The organism is Ensifer sp. ZNC0028, from assembly GCF_000799055.1.
GTDB lineage: Bacteria > Pseudomonadota > Alphaproteobacteria > Rhizobiales > Rhizobiaceae > Ensifer.
In genome coordinates, this window is the sequence record NZ_JTLA01000016.1 from 1 (window position 1) to 17,243 (window position 17,243).

At 64.0% G+C, this 17,243-nt stretch carries 16 protein-coding genes; 13 read left to right on the forward strand and 3 right to left on the reverse strand.

All coding sequences use genetic code 11. The features are described 5' to 3' along the window. A partial coding sequence (locus tag L981_RS04600; protein WP_043612211.1) for a LysR substrate-binding domain-containing protein occupies positions 1-764 on the forward strand: 764 nt, incomplete at its 5' end. Between the two features lie 42 nt (positions 765-806). On the opposite strand, the gene L981_RS04605 is transcribed toward L981_RS04600, so the two are convergent. Beyond that, positions 807-2,285, reverse strand: a complete 1,479-nt coding sequence (locus L981_RS04605; RefSeq protein ID WP_043612212.1) for an aldehyde dehydrogenase — start codon at positions 2,283-2,285, stop codon at positions 807-809. 69 nt (positions 2,286-2,354) lie between these two features. Continuing rightward, entirely contained in the window at positions 2,355-3,806 is a 1,452-nt protein-coding gene (locus L981_RS04610; protein WP_043612214.1) for an APC family permease, read from the reverse strand. A 296-nt stretch (positions 3,807-4,102) separates the two neighbouring features. Here L981_RS04610 and L981_RS04615 point away from each other — a divergent pair, with 296 nt between their 5' ends. The 6 genes from L981_RS04615 to L981_RS04640 are packed head-to-tail and all read left to right on the forward strand — an operon-like array spanning position 4,103 to position 10,470. Then, positions 4,103-4,885, forward strand: a complete 783-nt coding sequence (locus L981_RS04615) for an IclR family transcriptional regulator (RefSeq protein WP_043612216.1) — start codon at positions 4,103-4,105, stop codon at positions 4,883-4,885. After that, a complete protein-coding gene (locus L981_RS04620) occupies positions 4,885-6,138 on the forward strand; it encodes a Tm-1-like ATP-binding domain-containing protein (RefSeq protein WP_043612218.1) in 1,254 nt (417 codons plus the stop codon). The genes L981_RS04615 and L981_RS04620 overlap by 1 nt, the downstream gene beginning before the upstream one ends. An 8-nt stretch (positions 6,139-6,146) precedes the next feature. Then, on the forward strand, positions 6,147-6,809 hold the full coding sequence (locus tag L981_RS04625; protein WP_043612273.1) for an HAD family hydrolase: 663 nt from the start codon (positions 6,147-6,149) through the stop codon (positions 6,807-6,809). A gap of 2 nt (positions 6,810-6,811) precedes the next feature. Then, on the forward strand, positions 6,812-8,167 hold the full coding sequence (locus tag L981_RS04630) for an aspartate aminotransferase family protein (RefSeq protein WP_043612220.1): 1,356 nt from the start codon (positions 6,812-6,814) through the stop codon (positions 8,165-8,167). A 4-nt stretch (positions 8,168-8,171) separates the two neighbouring features. Then, positions 8,172-9,452 carry an aspartate aminotransferase family protein gene (locus L981_RS04635; RefSeq protein ID WP_043612222.1) on the forward strand — a complete coding sequence of 427 codons (1,281 nt, stop codon included), beginning with the start codon at positions 8,172-8,174 and terminating at the stop codon, positions 9,450-9,452. 7 nt (positions 9,453-9,459) lie between these two features. Next, positions 9,460-10,470, forward strand: coding sequence for a phosphotransferase (locus L981_RS04640; protein ID WP_043612224.1), 1,011 nt, complete (start codon positions 9,460-9,462; stop codon positions 10,468-10,470). Between the two features lie 20 nt (positions 10,471-10,490). Here L981_RS04640 and hpaR read toward each other — a convergent pair whose 3' ends face one another. After that, positions 10,491-10,979, reverse strand: a complete 489-nt coding sequence (gene hpaR, locus L981_RS04645; protein ID WP_043612226.1) for a homoprotocatechuate degradation operon regulator HpaR — start codon at positions 10,977-10,979, stop codon at positions 10,491-10,493. Positions 10,980-11,087: 108 nt separating this feature from the next. On the opposite strand from hpaR, the gene L981_RS04650 reads away from it, so the two are divergent. From L981_RS04650 to hpaH, 6 genes are all read left to right on the forward strand, one after another. Continuing rightward, positions 11,088-11,480, forward strand: coding sequence for a 5-carboxymethyl-2-hydroxymuconate Delta-isomerase (locus tag L981_RS04650; protein WP_043612228.1), 393 nt, complete (start codon positions 11,088-11,090; stop codon positions 11,478-11,480). A gap of 67 nt (positions 11,481-11,547) precedes the next feature. Continuing rightward, positions 11,548-13,065: a 5-carboxymethyl-2-hydroxymuconate semialdehyde dehydrogenase gene (hpaE, locus tag L981_RS04655; RefSeq protein ID WP_043612230.1), complete on the forward strand. Its 1,518-nt coding sequence runs from the start codon at positions 11,548-11,550 to the stop codon at positions 13,063-13,065. A gap of 34 nt (positions 13,066-13,099) precedes the next feature. Then, positions 13,100-14,080 (forward strand): 3,4-dihydroxyphenylacetate 2,3-dioxygenase, encoded by a 981-nt coding sequence (gene hpaD, locus L981_RS04660; protein ID WP_043612233.1) that lies wholly within the window; start codon positions 13,100-13,102, stop codon positions 14,078-14,080. Positions 14,081-14,126: 46 nt separating this feature from the next. Further along, entirely contained in the window at positions 14,127-15,563 is a 1,437-nt protein-coding gene (locus L981_RS04665; RefSeq protein WP_043612235.1) for a pyridoxal-dependent decarboxylase, read from the forward strand. Further along, a complete protein-coding gene (locus tag L981_RS04670) occupies positions 15,560-16,429 on the forward strand; it encodes a fumarylacetoacetate hydrolase family protein (RefSeq protein WP_043612238.1) in 870 nt (289 codons plus the stop codon). Before L981_RS04665 ends, L981_RS04670 begins: the two co-directional genes overlap by 4 nt. Positions 16,430-16,432: 3 nt before the next feature. Further along, the gene (gene hpaH / locus L981_RS04675) at positions 16,433-17,236 is read left to right on the forward strand and encodes a 2-oxo-hept-4-ene-1,7-dioate hydratase (RefSeq protein ID WP_043612240.1); all 804 of its coding nucleotides are present in this window, start codon (positions 16,433-16,435) and stop codon (positions 17,234-17,236) included. Positions 17,237-17,243 lie beyond the last annotated feature (7 nt).

The following is a 17,243-nucleotide window of genomic DNA, read 5'->3' on the forward strand; positions in this document are numbered from 1 at the left end:
CGCTGTTCGAGCGGCTGCCGCGGGGCCTGCGGCTGACGCCCGCCGGCGAAATCCTTGTTGCGCATGTGCGCCGGACGATGAAGGAATACAGCCAGGTCGAGGCCGAGATCCGCGATATCAAGGCGCTGCAGAGCGGCGAGGTGATCATCGCCACGATGAACGGCCTTGCGGGCGGCATCGTGCCGAAGGTGGCCGCGATCTTCGGAGCCCGCCACCCGCGTCTCAAGATCACGATCCGGGTGATGTTTGCGCGCGAGATCGTTCAGGCGGTGGCCGACGGCGAGGCCGATCTCGGCTTTGCCTTCAGTCTCCCGCCGACGCCGCAGGTCGAGACACTCTGGAAGATGGACACCCGCCTCGGCGCGGTCGTTGCTCCGGAACATCCGCTCGCCGGCATGGAATCATTGCCGCTCGCCTACTGTCAGCCATACCCGCTGATCTTTGCGGACAAGTCGATGCAGATTCATGGCATCGTCGCTGACGCTTTTGCTGAGGCCGGTCTGACGGTCGAGCCAAGCTATCTCACCAATTCCATCGAGGCGATGAAGTTTCTCGCCGCGGCCGGCGACGGCATCGCCTTCCTCAGCAAATTCGACATTACCGAGGAACAGCGAAACGGCGTGCTGACCTACCTGCAGATCCGCGACCGGACTTTTGCAAAGAACGTGCTTTCGCTGGTGCAGCGGGAAAGACGCGGCCACGGCCTCGCCGCCGCCATGTTTGCCGAAGAGATCATCCGGGCTTTGCGGGCGACGGTGGAATAGCCGGCTCCCCTGTTTGGGACAGATACGGCCTCGCTCCGCTCGTCAGAGCTGGATCCAGGCCGTTTTCAGATCGGTGTATTTGTCGAGTGCGTGCAGCGACTTGTCGTGACCGTTGCCGGACTGCCTGACGCCACCGAGCGGCACTGTGTTGTCGGCGCCGCCATAGGTATTGACGTGCACCACACCGGCACGGATGCCACGCACCATGCGGTGCGCGCGCGACACGTTTGCGGTCCAGACGGCCGACGCCAGACCGTAGTCGGTCGCGTTGGCGATCCGGAGCGCGTCCGTCTCATCATCGAAGGGTATGACCGCGAGCACGGGACCGAAAACCTCCTCCTTCGCCAGCTTCATATCGGGCTCGACGTCGAAGACGGTCGGCTGCATGTAATAGCCTCCGGTCTCCTCAAGAATGCGCTTGCCGCCAGTGCGCAGGCGCGCGCCCTCCCTTTCGGCCTCGCGGACGAATTCGAGGTTCTTCTGAAGCTGCGCCTCGCTGGAGATGGCGCCGGCCTCGGTCGAAAGAAGCAGCGGGTCGCCGACTTTCAGGCCGGCCGCGATCGCCGCCACCTTCTCTGCGAAGGCTTTGTGGATCGATCGCTCGACCAGCAGCCTGGAGCCGGCGACGCAGACCTGGCCGGAATTGCGGAAAATGCCGTAGGCCGAGATACGCGCGGCCTGATCGAGATCCGGCGCATCGGCAAAGACGACATTCGGCGACTTGCCGCCGAGTTCGAGATAGACGCGCTTCAGGTTGGAGCGCGCGGAGTATTCGAGCAGCCGCCGGCCGACGCCGCCGGAACCGGTGAAGGCGAGAACATCGATATCGCCATGCAGCCCGATCGCTTCGCCCGTCGTCGCGCCGCGGCCGGTGACGACATTCAACACGCCTTCGGGCAAGCCCGCCTCGGCGCAGATCTCAGCGAGCCTCAGCAGGCTGAGCGACGCGCCTTCGGCCGGTTTCAGGACCACCGAATTGCCGGCGGCAAGCGCCGGCGCGATCTTCCAGGCGCCGATCATCAGCGGGAAATTCCAGGGCACGATCGCCGCGATCACGCCGACGGGCTCGCGATGAACGAGGCCGAGGATGTTGTCGGCCGTCGGCGCGATCTCGCCATAGACCTTGTCGAGCGCCTCGGCATAGTAGCGGAATGTGCCGGCAGCACTGCCGGGCTCCGCCTTCAGCGCCATCGAGATTTCGGTGCCGTTGTCGCGCACGCCGAGAACGGCCAGCTCCAGCGCGTGCGCCTCGATGATCTCGGCAATGCGCGTCAGAACCTTTTTGCGTTGCGCCGGGGCAGCCTTCGACCAGCTTCCCTTCTCGAAAGCGGCGCGCGCCGCGCGAACCGCCGCATCGACATCACCGGCTGCCGCATCGGCAATCGTCGTCAGATGCCGACCGTCGATCGGCGAGACGACCTCGAGCGTCTCGCCCAAGAGGCTCTCCTGCCAACGGCCGCCGATGAACAGTTTCTGAGCCGCGACGGGCAGGTTGCGCAATTGATCGATCTTATCCTGCATGGTCTCCTGTCCCGTTTGTTGCAGGCATGGCGGCGAGCCGCCATGCCCAAAAGCGATGTCCCCGAGAGATCAGATCTCCTGGCCGGCGCCCAGGCGGGCGAACTCGATCGGGTTGCCCGATTTCAGCGATGCCGCCAGGAAGAGCCCGATGACCGCGAAGATCACGACGAGCCCCGGCAGGAAGACGGCGAGCATGCCGGTGGCGCCGGCGAGATCGCCGAAATTGGCCGCGATCGCGATGATGACGGCAACGAGGATCAGGCCGGTGACGACGGGAATGACCTTGGTCACCAGCGGGTTCGTTTCAAGTCCAGGATTGCGGCCGAAGAAGGCGACGATCGCAAAGGCGGTGAAGGCCATCAGCGTCATGACCGCAAGCGTGCCGACGTTGGTCAGCCAGGAGAAGAGCGCCAGCACCGGATCCTGACCCGTTGCGGCAAAGAGCGCGACGACCAGCACGGCAATCACCGTCTGGATCAGCGAGCCGACATGCGGGCTGTGGTAGACTGGGTGGGTGACGCCGATCGAGGCCGGAAGCAGCCGTTCGCGGCCAGCGACGTAGAGGTAGCGGGCGACACCGTTATGAAACGCCAGCACGCCGGCGAAAAGGCTGGTGACGAAGAGTACGTTCATCAGCGGCGGCAGCCAGCCACCGGCATAACGCTCGGCAAGGCCGAAGAGGAAGGTGGTCGGATCGGCGAGGCCCTGCAGTTCCGGCACCAGCTTGTCCGCGCCGGCGGCGTTCACCATCAGCCAGGATGTGAACATGTAGAAAATGCCAATGATCAGCACGGAGATATAGGTCGCGCGCGGTACGGTCTTTTCCGGATCGCGGGCCTCTTCGCTATAGATCGTCGTCGCCTCGAAGCCGATGAAGGCGGCGAAGCAGAAGAGAATGCCGATCGACGGCGAGCCGGAGAGGATGGCCGAGGGGGTGAACGAGACCGTACCCAAACCGCCGTCACCACCCTTGGCGAGGATCGCGACATCGATGACGAGCACGACCAGATATTCGAGGATGACGAGGACTGTCAGCACCTTGGCCGAAAGGTCGACGCGGCGATAGCCGAGAATGCCGACTGCGGCGATGCCGACGAAGGTCCAGACCCACCAGGGGAAATCGATCCCCAGGCCGGCGAAGAGCCCCGCCGTCGCCGCGCCGAAGAGGCCGAAGACCCCGATCTGCATGGCGTTATAGGCGAGGATCGCGATCATCGCGGCGGCACCGCCCATCAGCCCGCCGAGGCCCTGTGCCGTATAGGCATAGAAGGCGCCGGCATTGCGGATATGCCGCGCCATCGCGACATAGCCGACCGAAAACAGAAGCAGGATCAGTGTGACGATCAGGAAGGTGCCGGGAATGCCCGCACCGTTTCCGAGCATCATCGACAGTGGAACGCCGCCGGCAACCGCGGTCAGCGGTGCGGCGGCGGAAACGACGAGAAAGGTGACGGCGCCGACGCCAAGGGCGTTCTTGCGCAATTGGTTCGCCCCGGTCACGGGCGTGGGTGAATTGGTCATGGTCTTGGCTCCCCTTGCTGGCGCGAACGCCTTTTCGCCTCCGGTCCTTCTCTCCGGCGGCTGCTCCCTGAAGCGGACTTGAGGCGCGGGGCTTGCTTTTTGTCTTTGCCGCGCAAGTCTTTCGGTTCATTATTTGAACCTTGGCTTCAAATATAGACTTGCAAATTGCATCTGGCCCTGTCAAGTTATTTCGCATGTTAAGTATCTCGACCCGAAACGACCGGGAGAGCGGGCCTACCGCTCCTTAGGAGGGAACAGGCGAGAGGACTGACGGGCGCTCGACAACGGAGGAATGGATGAGCACCATCGGTAAGGCCCTGACTTTGCTCGACGCGATCTCGCGCCTGGAGAAGGAAGCGGGCTTGAGCGACATCGCCCGCCACTGCGGGCTCGACAAGGCGACGGCGCGGCGCTTCCTCGTCGAACTGGAAAAACACGGCTTCGTCGAGCAGGACATGGATACGCGGCGCTATCGCCTCGGCGGCGCGCCGGTTCGGTTGGCCCGTATCCGCGAGGCGCGCTTTCCCTATCTGAGCGTCGCGACACCTTTTGCGCGGGAACTCGCAGGCCTTGCGGGCGAGACCGTCCACCTCTCCGAATACGCAGCCGGCCGCCTCTCGACCATCCATGTGGAAGACTCGCAACGCGCCCATCGCGTTATCGTCGATGTCGGCAGCATCCTGCCCTTCCACGCAACCGCATCCGGTCTCGGCTTTCTCGCTTTCTGCCCGCAGAAGGACATCGACGCGGCGCTTTCGGCGCCGCTTCAAGCCTTTACCGACCACACGCTGACCGACCCGGCGGCGCTGCGCCAGACACTCGGCGAGACGCTCCGGCGCGGCTACTCGATCTGCCATCACGGGCTCGAAACCGGCGTCGTCAGCGTCGCCGCCCCGATCCGTGCGCCCGGCAGCACGCCGGTTGGCGCGATCGCGATCGCCGCTCCCGCGACACGGGCCGACAAGGAGACGGTGGAACAGATGGGCCGTGCCGCGATGGCAACGGCCAGACGCATTTCCGAAAGACTTTTCGGGTTGGAGCAGGTTGCTGCCGATCCGCTGGCAAGGAGGGCCGGCTGATGAATGCGATGAACCGTCTCCCCAATATCCTGGTCGTGGGTACGGGAGACACCAAATGCGACGAACTCCAGTTCATGGCGTCCGTCATCCGCGAAGCCGGCGGATTGCCTGTGATGATGGATGTCAGCATTCTCGGCGACCCGCCCTACCAGCCGGAATACTCGCGCCACGACATCGCCGAAGCGGCCGGTGTCACAATCGCCGCGATCGCATCCAGCGGCGACGAACACAGCGCCATGGCGCTGATGGCGGAAGGTGCTTCCGCCCTTACCCGCTCGCTCTACGAGGCTGGCCAGGCCGATGGTGTCATCATCCTCGGCGGTTCCATGGGCACCGATCTCGCGCTCGATGTTGCCGCTGCCCTGCCGCTCGGCGTGCCGAAATTCATCGTCTCGACGATTGCCTATTCGCACTTGCTTCCGCCGGAGCGCATCGCCCCCGACCTGATGATGATCCTCTGGGCCGGCGGTCTCTACGGTCTCAACGGCATCTGCCGTTCCGTTCTTTCGCAGGCCTGCGGCGCGGTCGTCGGTGCGGCCCGTTTCGGTACAAAGCCGGACGGATCGCGGCCGCTGATCGGCATGACCTCGCTCGGGTCGAGCTGCCTCAAATACATGAAATACCTGAAGCCCGAGCTCGAACGTCGCGGCTATGACGTCGCGGTCTTCCATTCGACCGGCATGGGCGGGCGCGCCTTCGAGGCGATCGCCGCTGAGAAGGGCTTCACCGCCGTCTTCGACTTCTGCATCCAGGAGGTCAGCAACCATCATCACGGCACGGTCGTCACCTCAGGACCGGACCGGCTGGAGAATGCCGGACGCTCCGGTATCCCGCAGATCGTCGCGCCGGGGGCCGTCGATATGGTCGACCTGCCGGCCTGGCAGCCCGTTCCGGACGCTTTCGCCGACCGCCCCTATCACGCCCACAACCGGCTGCTCGGCTCTGTGACCACCTCGGCCGAAGGGCGACGCGAGATCGCCCGCGTCATCGGCGGCAAACTTGCCGGCACCGGTGCCGAAGTCGCCTTCATCCTGCCGCTGAAGGGCATCCAGGAATGGGACCAGCCGGACGAACCGCTGCATGAGCCGGAAGCGCTTGACGCCTTCATCGACGAAATGCGCCGGTCCATTCCACCAAGTGTCCCACTGCACGAGGTCGACAGCCACATCAACGCGCCGGAATTTTCGAAGGCAGCACTTGCGATCTTCGACGACTGGGTGGCGCGTGGCATCGTGCCCGAGGGCCGACCATGATGGAGAGCATGACCGACAAGGCATTGATCCTCGATTTCGGCGGCGTCGTCACCCGTACGCTGTTCGAAACACATGATGTGACCGAACGCGCACTCGGGCTCGCGCCGGGCACGCTCACCTGGCGCGGGCCGTTCGACCCCGCGACCGATCCGCTCTGGGCCGCCATGCAGCGGCGTGAGATCACCGAACGGGACTATTGGACGACACGCACCCGCGAGGTGGGACAGTTGCTCGGCGAAAACTGGAGCGACATGAAGACCTTCGTGCAAAGGGCACGCGGGGCGGAGCCGGAACTGGTGCTGCGGCCGGAGGCGCGCGACGCGATCCTTGCCGCCCACAGGGCCGGCATTCGGCTCGCCATCCTCTCCAACGAGCTCGACCTTTTCTATGGCGTCGCCTTCCGCGAGCGCTTTCCGCTGATAGAGCTCTTCGAGACGATCGTCGACGCCACCTACACCAACATCCTGAAACCGGACCCGCGCGCCTACGAGCTGGTGCTGAGCCAGCTCGACTTGCCGCGCGAGGCCTGCGTCTTCGTGGATGATCAGTTGAAAAACATCGAGGGTGCGCGGGCCGTCGGCCTGCCTCACGTCCATTTCGACGTTACCCGACCCGCAGACAGTTACGCCAGAGCGCTTCGGATGCTCGGCCTTGAACGGACAGGAGCATGACCATGCGCGAAACCAACTTCCTCATCGAGAACAACGCCCGCCACCTCTGGCATCCGATGGCGCATCCGGCCGAGATGCAGGCAACACCGCCACGCATCATCAATGCCGGCGAAGGCGTCGAGATCGTCGACATTCACGGCAAGAAGGTGCTCGATGCGGTTGGCGGCCTCTGGAACGTCAATCTCGGCTATTCCTGCGAACCGGTGAAGGAAGCGATCCGCCGCCAGCTCGACGACCTGCCCTATTATTCGACCTTTCGCGGCACCACCAATTCGCCGCTGATCGAGCTTTCCTACGAGCTCGCTGAGTGGTTTCGCGAGGACGGGCTGACGCGCTCGTTCTTCACCTCGGGCGGCTCGGACTCCGTCGAGACCTGCCTGCGTCTCGCCCGCCAGTACCACAAGCTCAACGGCCAGCCCGAGCGCACCAAGTTCGTGGCGCTGAAGAAGGGTTATCACGGCACCCACTTCGGCGGTGCCTCGGTCAACGGCAACGCCAATTTTCGCCGCAACTACGAGCCGCTGCTGCCCGGCGTCTTCCATCTGCCGGCGCCCTACGCCTACCGCAACCCGTTCGACACGACTGACGGTGCTGTCATTGCCAAGTCCATTGCCCGCCTGTTCGAGGACGAGATCGCCTTCCAGGGGGCCGACACCATCGCGGCCTTGATCATGGAGCCGGTGCTTGGCGCCGGCGGCGTGATCGTGCCGCACGAAACCTTCATGCCGCTGATGCGCGAGATCTGCGACCGCCACGGCATCCTGCTGATCGCCGACGAAGTGATCACCGCCTTCGGCCGTACCGGCGCCTGGACCGGCTCCCGTCTCTGGGGCGTGAAGCCGGATTTCATGTCAACGGCCAAGGCGATCACCAACGGCTACTATCCCTTCGGCGCGGTCATGATTGCCGACAAGGTCGCCGAGGCTTTCGAAAGCAACAAGACGGCCGCCGGATCGATCGGCCACGGCTACACCTACTCCGGCCACCCGGTCGGTGCTGCGGCAGCACTCGCAACGCTGAAGGAAACGCGCAAGCACAACGTGGCAGCCAACGCCAGAGTGCGCGGCGAGGAACTCATTGCCGGCCTCGAAGCGCTGAAGACTCGGCACGAGCTGATCGGCGACGTGCGCGGCAAGGGGCTGATGTGCGCGCTCGAACTCGTTTCCGACCGCGAGAAGAAATCAGCAGCAGCGAAGGATATTGTCCAGAAGGTTCAGGACGTGACCTATGACGCCGGTGTCATGGTGCGGACTTCGGGCGCCAACGTCATTTTGTCGCCGCCGCTGGTCATCACGGCAACCGATGTCACCCGCATTCTGACGGCGCTCGACGCCGGCCTCACGGCAGCACGGGGATAGCGGGATGAACAACCGGGACCTGATCGCACGCCGCGAGCGGCTGCTCGGGCGCAACATGTCGCTCTTCTACGAGGAGCCGGTGCATCTGGTGCGCGGCGAAGGCGTCTGGCTCTATGACGCCGATGGCCGCCGCTATCTCGACTGCTACAACAATGTGCCGCATGTCGGCCATTGCCATCCGCGGGTGACCGACGCGATCACCCGGCAGGCCTCGACGCTCAACACCCACACCCGCTATCTGCACGAAGGCATTCTCGATTATGTCGAGCGGCTGACCGCCACCTTCGACGAGAGCCTCGACACGGCAATCCTGACCTGCACCGGCAGCGAGGCGAACGACGTGGCGCTGCGCATGGCGCAAGCCGTGACCGGCAAGACCGGGGTCATCGCCACCGACCATACCTATCATGGCAACACCGCGGCCGTGTCGCAGCTTTCGACCCGCATGCCGCCGGTCGGCGGTTTCGGCGGCCATGTCCGCCACGTGCCGGCACCGGACAGCTACCGGCCGCTCGGCGGCGAGCCGGGCGCCGCCTTTGCCGCGGCGTTTACCGCCAAGGTGGAAGAGGCGATCGCCTCGCTCGAGCAAAGCCCGCACGGCTTCTCGGCGCTGATCATCGATCCCTTCTTCGCCAATGAAGGCTTTCCGGAATTGCCATCCGGCTTTCTCGATGGCGCGGTCGCGGCTGTCAGAGAGGCCGGCGGCCTTGTGATTGCCGACGAGGTCCAGCCGGGTTTCGGCCGTACCGGCGGGCACATGTGGGGACACCAGAAGGCGGGCATCCTTCCGGATATCGTCACGCTTGGAAAGCCGATGGGCAACGGCCACCCGATCGGCGGCGTGGTCGCGGGCGCAGATACTCTCAACGCCTTCCGCAAGGCGTTTCGCTACTTCAACACCTTCGGCGGCAATCCGGTCTCCTGTGCGGCGGCCATGGCCGTGCTCGACGTGATTAAAGACGAGAAACTGATCGAGAATGCGGCCAATGTCGGCGCTTATGCCAAGGCAGGCCTGACCCGGCTTGCCGACAAGCATGACATGATCGGCGACATCAGGGGCAGCGGCCTATTCTTCGGGGCGGAACTCGTCACCGATCGCGCGGAAAAAACGCCGGCAAGCACGCTCGCGACCAAGATGATCAACGACATGCGCGAGCGCGGCGTGCTGATGGGCAAGCTCGGCATCCACCAGTGCACGACGAAAATCCGGCCGCCGATGCCTTTTACCCGCGACAATGCCGATCTCATGCTGTCGACCCTCGACGACGTGCTTTCGGGCCTGTGAGCGGCTGATGACCGCGGACCTGCCCAAACCCTTTCGCGACGCGCTCGACAACCGGGCGCGTCAGGCACTCGCCCATTGGGGTGTGGCCGACCAACGGCCGGAACTGCTGAAATACCGGGAGAACGCGGTGTTCCGGGTCGGCCTAGCCGACGGTCGCCCGGCAGCACTTCGGCTGCATCGCTCCGGCTATCACGGCGAAGCGGCGCTGCGCTCCGAACTGCAATGGATGGCGGCCCTTGGCGACGGCGGGCTCGCGGTGCCGCAACCGATAGCGACGAAAGGCGGAGGGTTGCTCGTTGCCTTGCCGGCAGAAGGCGAATTCGGCACGCAGCACGCCGATGTCATCGACTGGATGGATGGGGAACCGCTCGGTGAAAGTGGAAGACCCTTGTCCCATTCGCCCGCGAGGCTCGTCGAGATTTTCTCGGCGCTCGGCGCCTCGATGGCCGAGATGCACAATCTTGCCGATCGCTGGTCGCCTCTTGATGACTTCTGGCGTAGGGCCTGGGACAAGGACGGCCTGCTTGGAGAGCGTCCGTTATGGGGCCGGTTCTGGGACTGCGCAGGATTGTCCAGTGCCCAGGGATCGGCGCTTTCGGTATTGCGTCACGGTCTCCGCCAAGATCTCGCAACACTGCCGACTCCGGCTAAGGATTTCGGACTGGTGCATGCGGATCTCGTTCGCGAAAACGTGCTGGTCGACGCCACGGGCGTAAAATTCATCGACTTCGACGATGCCGGCTGGGGTTACCGACTGTTCGATATCGCCACGGCGCTTTTGAAGAACAGGCGCGAGCCGGCTTACGGCCTGATCGAGGCGGCTTTGATATCGGGCTATCGCAGCCGCCGCGCGCTCACCGACGAGGCGCTTGCCGCCCTGCCGCTGTTTCTCGTGCTTCGCAGCCTCACCTATATCGGCTGGTTTGCCGCACGACCGGAATTGCCGGGCGCCCGCGAGCGCGTCCGCCGCTACGCCGACGAGACGCTGGCGCTTGCCGAAGAACTGGCTTTCCGATGATCCGGGCGCTGTCGCAGCCCTCAGTCGTTAAGGGTGGCAAGCTCGTCGAGCATGTCGAGCAGAACTTCGACACGTTCGTGGCCATAGCGAGCTTCGAGCTGCTCGTAGATCGCGCGGCTTTCCGGGCTGACATCGGCGATCACCCGCATGCCCTCCGGCGCGATCTCCAGAAGCACGCGGCGTCCGTCGTCGGCGTCCTTGTGCTTGGTGATCAGGCCACGCTCCTCAAGCGAGCGGATGATGCGCGTCAGGCTCGGCGCCAGGATGAAGGCCTTGTCGGCCATTTCGGATGCATCGACCCGGCCGGCCTCGGCGAGGATGCGGATCACCCGCCACTGCTGCTCGGTGATATCGTGACGGGCGAGCATCGGGCGGAAATGCGCCATGACCGCTTCACGCGCTCGCAGCAGCGCGATCGGCAGCGATCGGCGCGTATTGTGCGGCAGAAGGGCGTCGGGACCGAGATCGGTCTTGGTTTTCTCACGGCTCATAAGCGCTCTATCGGACATTTTCCGTCATTCCGCAATTGTCAGGCACAAGTGCTGAAAGAGAGTTACTTGACACAGTCGCCAATTTCATTAACGTGTTAATTAAATCATGGCGCATCGGGAGGAAAGATGCCGCACCTGACAATCGAATATTCCGGCGATCTCGACACCAAGGTCGACTTTGCCCGGCTTTGCCGGACCGTTCACAGGACGATCCTCGGCACCGGCCTTTTCGAGCTCGGCGCCGTCAGGGTGCGCACGATCCGGAGCCTCGACTACGCGATCGCCGACCTCCTGCCCGAGAACGGCTTCATCGACATGTCCTTCCGCATCGGCCGCGGGCGTACGGAAGCTGAGAAGAAGGCGACCGGAGAAGCGATCTTCAAGGCCGTGAGCGACGAACTTTCCGCGCTTTTCGCCACGCCGCATTTCGCCCTCAGCCTCGAAATCCGTGAGATCGACCCGGATCTGAGCTGGAAGAAGAACGCCATTCACCCCAGGCTGCGCGCCTCCAAAGGCTGAGCGCGACCGTTTCCCTCAAAAAGACAGCAGTGCGCGGCGAAAGTCTGCGCCAGCATCGGAGAACACCATGTCCAAGCTCGACGAAAACCTCGCCAAGGCGGAACGCTACCTTGCCCGCTTCAAAAGCGAAGGCGTGCTCAACCACATCAACGGCGAGGCAGTCCCTTCGCTCGATGGCGAGACCTTCGAGACAATCTCACCCGTCGATCTCAAGCCGCTCGCAAGGGTTGCTCGCGGCAAGGCAGTCGATATCGACCGCGCCGCCAAGGCTGCGAAAGCGGCCTTCGCCGAATGGGCCGCGATGCCTGGCGAGACACGCAAGAAACTCCTGCACAAAATCGCCGACGCGATCGTCGCCCGCGCCGAAGAACTTGCCTTCGTCGAGTGCATGGACACCGGGCAGTCGCTGAAATTCATGGCGAAGGCTGCATTGCGCGGGGCGGAGAACTTTCGTTTCTTCGCCGACCGGGCGCCGGAGGCACGCGACGGCAAGGTGCTGCGCGGCGGAAACCAGATCAACATGACGACGCGCGTGCCGATCGGCCCGGTCGGCATCATCACCCCGTGGAACACGCCGTTCATGCTGTCGACCTGGAAGATCGCGCCGGCGCTCGCCGCCGGCTGCACGGTCGTCCACAAGCCGGCCGAATTCTCACCGCTGACGGCGCGGCTGCTGGTGGAGATCGCCGAGGAAGCGGGCCTGCCGAAGGGTGTGTGGAACCTCGTCAACGGCTTCGGCGAGGATGCCGGGCGGGCGCTCACCGAACATCCGGATATCAAGGCGATCGGCTTCGTCGGCGAAAGCCGCACCGGCTCGATGATCATGAAGCAGGGTGCTGAGACCTTGAAGCGCGTGCATTTCGAACTTGGCGGCAAGAACCCGGTCATCGTCTTTGCCGATGCCGATCTCGAACGCGCCGCCGATGCCGCGGTCTTCATGATCTATTCGCTGAACGGCGAACGCTGCACCTCGTCTTCGCGGCTCCTCGTCGAAGACAGCATCTACGATCGCTTCACCGCACTGGTTGCCGAAAAAGCCAAGCGCATCAAGGTCGGTCATCCACTTGACCCCGAAACCGTCGTCGGCCCGCTCATCCATCCGGTGCACGAGAAGAAGGTGCTCGATTACATCCGCATCGGCCGCGAAGAAGGGGCGACTGTTGCTGCGGGTGGCGAGAAATTCCAAGGCCCTGGCGGCGGCTGCTACGTGACCCCGACGCTCTTTACCGGCGCCAACAACGGCATGCGCATCGCCCAGGAAGAAATCTTCGGGCCAGTGTTGACCGCGATCCCCTTCAAGGACGAGGCAGAGGCACTGTCGCTCGCCAACGACACACAATACGGCCTGACCGGCTATCTCTGGACCTCGGACGTCACCCGCGCCTTCCGCTTCACCGATCACCTCGAAGCCGGGATGATCTGGGTCAACTCGGAGAACGTTCGCCACCTGCCGACACCCTTCGGCGGCGTCAAGAGTTCGGGTATTGGTCGCGACGGCGGAGACTGGTCGTTCGACTTTTACATGGAAACCAAGAACATCGCCTTTGCCAGCTCGGCGCATGCGATCGCCAAGCTCGGCGGCTGAGCGCGCGCTGGCTACACATCTGGAGGAGACATCAATGCCCTTGCCGAAACCGAACCTTCACCCGCCCTTCAACATCGTGCGGCTGAGCCATGTGGAGCTCGCCGTCACCGATCTCGCCAAATCGCGCGCCTTCTATGTCGACGTGCTCGGCCTGCAGGTCACCGACGAGACGGCGGACACCATTTATCTGCGGGCCATGGAGGAGCGCGGCCACCACTGCATCATCCTCAAGAAGGCGGCATCGGCAGAAGCACGCGACCTCGGCTTCAAGGTTTTTGGTGACGAAGACCTCGAAAAAGCTGCGCATTTCTTCAAGGCCAAGGAGATGCCGGTCGAGTGGATCGAGCGTCCCTACCAGTCGCGCACCTTCCGCACCCGTGATCCCCAGGGCATCCCGCTCGAGTTCTACTCGAAGATGGACCGGCTGCCGCCGATCCACCAGAAATACGCCCTTTACCGCGGCGTGAAGCCGCTGCGCATCGACCACTTCAACTGCTTCTCGCCCAATGTCGACGAAGCCGTCGCCTTCTACAACGAGATCGGTTTCCGGGTAACGGAATACACCGCCGATGAGGAGACGGGGCGTCTCTGGGCCGCCTGGACCCATCGCAAGGGCGGCGTGCACGACATCGCCTTTACCAACGGCCGCGGTCCGCGCCTGCACCACACCGCCTTCTGGGTGCCGACGCCGCTCAACATCATCGACCTGCTCGACCTGATGTCGACCTCCGGCTGGCTTGCCAACATCGAGCGCGGCCCGGGCCGGCACGGCATCTCCAACGCCTTCTTCCTCTATGTGCGCGATCCGGACGGTCACCGCATCGAGATCTATTGCTCTGACTACCAGACCGTCGATCCCGATCTCGAGCCGATCAAGTGGGATCTGAAGGACCCTCAGCGCCAGACGCTCTGGGGCGCACCGGCGCCAAAATCCTGGTTCGAGGAAGGCAGTTCCTTCTCGGGCGCCGAGGCGAGGGACTCGATCCTCAAGGCGCAACCGATCGTCGCGCCCTGACGTTTTGCCAGCAGACGCGCACCACAAGAGTTGACGGAGGAACAGGGTGGATCAGAAAAGTTTCGGAGAATGGTCGCTGAAGGCAGCGCAATGGGGTGCCGACTATCGCGCGTCGTTGCGCGACCGGCCGGTGCGGGCACAGACGGCACCGGGCGCGATCGCCGCCCAGATCCCGTCGCAGCCGCCGAAGACAGGCGAGGACATGGAGGCGATCTTCGAGGATTTCGAGAAGGTCATCCTGCCCGGCATGACCCATTGGCAGCATCCGCGCTTCTTCGCCTACTTCCCGGCGAATGCCGCGCCAGTCTCTGTCGTCGCGGAATATCTGGTCACCGCCATGGCGGCGCAATGCATGCTCTGGCAGACCTCGCCGGCAGCGACCGAGCTTGAGACCAAGGTGCTCGACTGGCTGCGCCAGGCGATCGGGCTGCCCGAAGGCTTTTCCGGCGTGATCCAGGATTCCGCCTCCTCGGCGACGCTGTCGGCCGTGCTGGTCATGCGCGAAAAGGCGCTTGGGTGGCAGGGCAACAGGAAGGGCCTCGCCGGCCAGCCGCAGCTGCGCATCTATTCCTCCGATCAGGTCCACACCTCGATCGACCGGGCGATATGGGTTTCGGGCATCGGCGAGGAAAACCTCGTGCGTATCCCGGCAAAGGGTCCGCGCCGGGCGATGGACTGCCAGGCGCTCGAAGCCGCGATCCTTAGGGACAAGGCAGCGGGCCTCGTGCCGGCGGGCGTAATTGCCTGCACCGGCGGCACTAGCACTGGCGCCTGCGACGACATCGCCGAGGTGGTGCGGGTTGCGCATGCCCACGGCCTCTATGTCCATGTGGACGCCGCCTGGGCGGGTGCTGCAATGATCTGCGAGGAGTTCCGCGAACTCTGGGCTGGCGTCGAAAACGCCGACTCCGTCGTCTTCAATCCGCACAAATGGCTCGGCGCGCAGTTCGACTGCTCGGCGCATTTCATCCGCAGTCCCGGCGATCTGGTGAAAACACTCGCAATCCAGCCGGAATATCTGAAGACCCACGGCCGCGACGGCATCATCAACTATTCCGAATGGACAATCCCGCTCGGCCGGCGCTTCCGCGCGCTGAAACTCTGGTTCCTGCTGCGCTTCCACGGACTCGACGGGCTGCAGACGATGATCCGCAACCATGTGCGCTGGTCGGAACAATTGGCGGAGCGGCTGGGCAGCCACAAGGATTTCGAGATCGTCACGCCGCCGATGCTGTCGCTGTTTTCGTTCCGTCATCGCAGCCAGGGCGATGCGGACGCCCATAACATCGCGCTGATCAACGCGATCAACGACGACGGCCGTATCTACCTGACCCAGACCCGCGTCGACGGCCACGTCGCAATCCGCTTCCAGGCCGGCCAGTTCGACATGACGGAGGAAGATGCCACCACCGCCTTCGAGGTGATCACCGAAGTCGCGGCCGCGCTCAACAAACACCAGCAGAACACGGAAGCCGCGCTATGAACCATCCCCGTTTCGTAAGCTTTTCGGCCAGCGGAAAAGCCGGCTACGGTGTCGTTTCCGGCAATGGCATCATCGACCTGTCGAAAAGGCACGGATCGACCTTTCCGACCTTGCGCGAAGTCATCGAAGCCGGTGCCCTCGCCCGGCTTGTGGACGAGGCGGCGGGCCTTACACCCGACCTCTCGCTCGACGAGATCCGGTACGAGATCCCTGTGCCGGCACCGGAAAAGATCATCTGCGTCGGCGTCAACTTCCCCGATCGCAACGAAGAGTACAAGGACGGGCAGGCGGCACCTTCCAATCCGTCGCTGTTCATCCGCTTTCCGCGCTCCTTCACCGGTCACGCCCAGCCGCTGATCCGCCCGCCTGAAAGCCCTCAGCTCGATTATGAAGGCGAGATCGTCATCGTCATCGGCAAGGGCGGCCGACGCATTCCGGAGGCGAGTGCGCTCGACCATATCGCGGCACTGTCGCTCTGCAATGAAGGCACGATCCGCGACTGGGTTCGCCATGCCAAGTTCAATGTCACCCAGGGCAAGAATTTCGACCGCACGGGATCGATCGGCCCCTGGCTGGTGCCCTTCACCGATGAGGCACAGCTTGCGGATATCAAGCTCGAAACGCGGGTGAACGGCGAGGCGCGCCAACAGGATCGCACCAGCCGGATGATCTTCTCCTTCCGCAAGATCATCAACTACGTCTCGACCTTCACGACGCTGGTTCCCGGCGACGTTATCGTCACCGGCACGCCGACCGGCGCTGGCGCCCGCTTTGACCCGCCGATCTGGCTGAAGCCCGGCGACATCGTCGAGGTCGAAGCCGAAGGCATCGGCACGCTGATCAACCCCATTGCCGACGAGGCCTGATCGATGCTCGACCAATCCCAGATCGAGGCCGCAGCTAGCGCCCTCGACGCCGCCGAACGCGAGCGCGTCCAGACCGGTCTGCTGTCGCTGAAACACCCTGACATGACCATGGACGACGCCTATGCGGTGCAGGCCGCCTGGGTGAAACGGAAGATCGGCGCCGGGCGCCGGGTGATCGGCTGGAAGATCGGGCTGACCTCGAAGGCGATGCAATATGCGCTCAACATCGACATTCCCGATTCCGGCGTGCTGTTCGACGACATGCTGTTTGAGGATGGCGCGCGTATCCCGGGCAGCCGCTTCATCCAGCCACGCATCGAGGCCGAGATCGCCTTCGTGATGAAGGCGCCGCTTGCCGGCCCCAACGTCACCGTCTTCGACGTCTTGAACGCCACCGACTATGTGACGCCGGCACTCGAAATCCTCGATACGCGCATCCTGCGCGTCGATCCCGAAACGAAGAAGGCGCGCACCATCGTCGACACCATTTCGGACAACGCCGCCAATGCCGGCATTGTACTCGGTGGCCGGCAGATGCGGCCGGATGCGATCGACATGCGCTGGATGGGCGCGATCGTCTCGCGCAATGCCGAAGTGGAGGAGACCGGCCTCGGCGCCGGCGTGCTCAACCATCCGGCCCGCGGCATCGCCTGGCTCGCCAATCGCCTGGCGCTCTATGGCGACCTCATCGAGGCTGGCCAGATCGTGCTTGCCGGTTCCTTCATCCGCCCGGTCGAGGCCCGCCACGGCGACACCATCGTCGCCGACTTCGGACCTTCCGGGACCGTCAGCTGCTTCTTCGAATAGGACCGAC

Coding starts and splice junctions, on each gene's coding strand:
- L981_RS04605 (WP_043612212.1), bottom strand. CDS start 2,285: ATGCAGGATAAGATCGATCAATTGCGCAACCTGCCCGTCGCGGCTCAG.
- L981_RS04610 (WP_043612214.1), bottom strand. CDS start 3,806: ATGACCAATTCACCCACGCCCGTGACCGGGGCGAACCAATTGCGCAAG.
- L981_RS04615 (WP_043612216.1), top strand. CDS start 4,103: ATGAGCACCATCGGTAAGGCCCTGACTTTGCTCGACGCGATCTCGCGC.
- L981_RS04620 (WP_043612218.1), top strand. CDS start 4,885: ATGAATGCGATGAACCGTCTCCCCAATATCCTGGTCGTGGGTACGGGA.
- L981_RS04625 (WP_043612273.1), top strand. CDS start 6,147: ATGACCGACAAGGCATTGATCCTCGATTTCGGCGGCGTCGTCACCCGT.
- L981_RS04630 (WP_043612220.1), top strand. CDS start 6,812: ATGCGCGAAACCAACTTCCTCATCGAGAACAACGCCCGCCACCTCTGG.
- L981_RS04635 (WP_043612222.1), top strand. CDS start 8,172: ATGAACAACCGGGACCTGATCGCACGCCGCGAGCGGCTGCTCGGGCGC.
- L981_RS04640 (WP_043612224.1), top strand. CDS start 9,460: ATGACCGCGGACCTGCCCAAACCCTTTCGCGACGCGCTCGACAACCGG.
- hpaR (WP_043612226.1), bottom strand. CDS start 10,979: ATGTCCGATAGAGCGCTTATGAGCCGTGAGAAAACCAAGACCGATCTC.
- L981_RS04650 (WP_043612228.1), top strand. CDS start 11,088: ATGCCGCACCTGACAATCGAATATTCCGGCGATCTCGACACCAAGGTC.
- hpaE (WP_043612230.1), top strand. CDS start 11,548: ATGTCCAAGCTCGACGAAAACCTCGCCAAGGCGGAACGCTACCTTGCC.
- hpaD (WP_043612233.1), top strand. CDS start 13,100: ATGCCCTTGCCGAAACCGAACCTTCACCCGCCCTTCAACATCGTGCGG.
- L981_RS04670 (WP_043612238.1), top strand. CDS start 15,560: ATGAACCATCCCCGTTTCGTAAGCTTTTCGGCCAGCGGAAAAGCCGGC.
- hpaH (WP_043612240.1), top strand. CDS start 16,433: ATGCTCGACCAATCCCAGATCGAGGCCGCAGCTAGCGCCCTCGACGCC.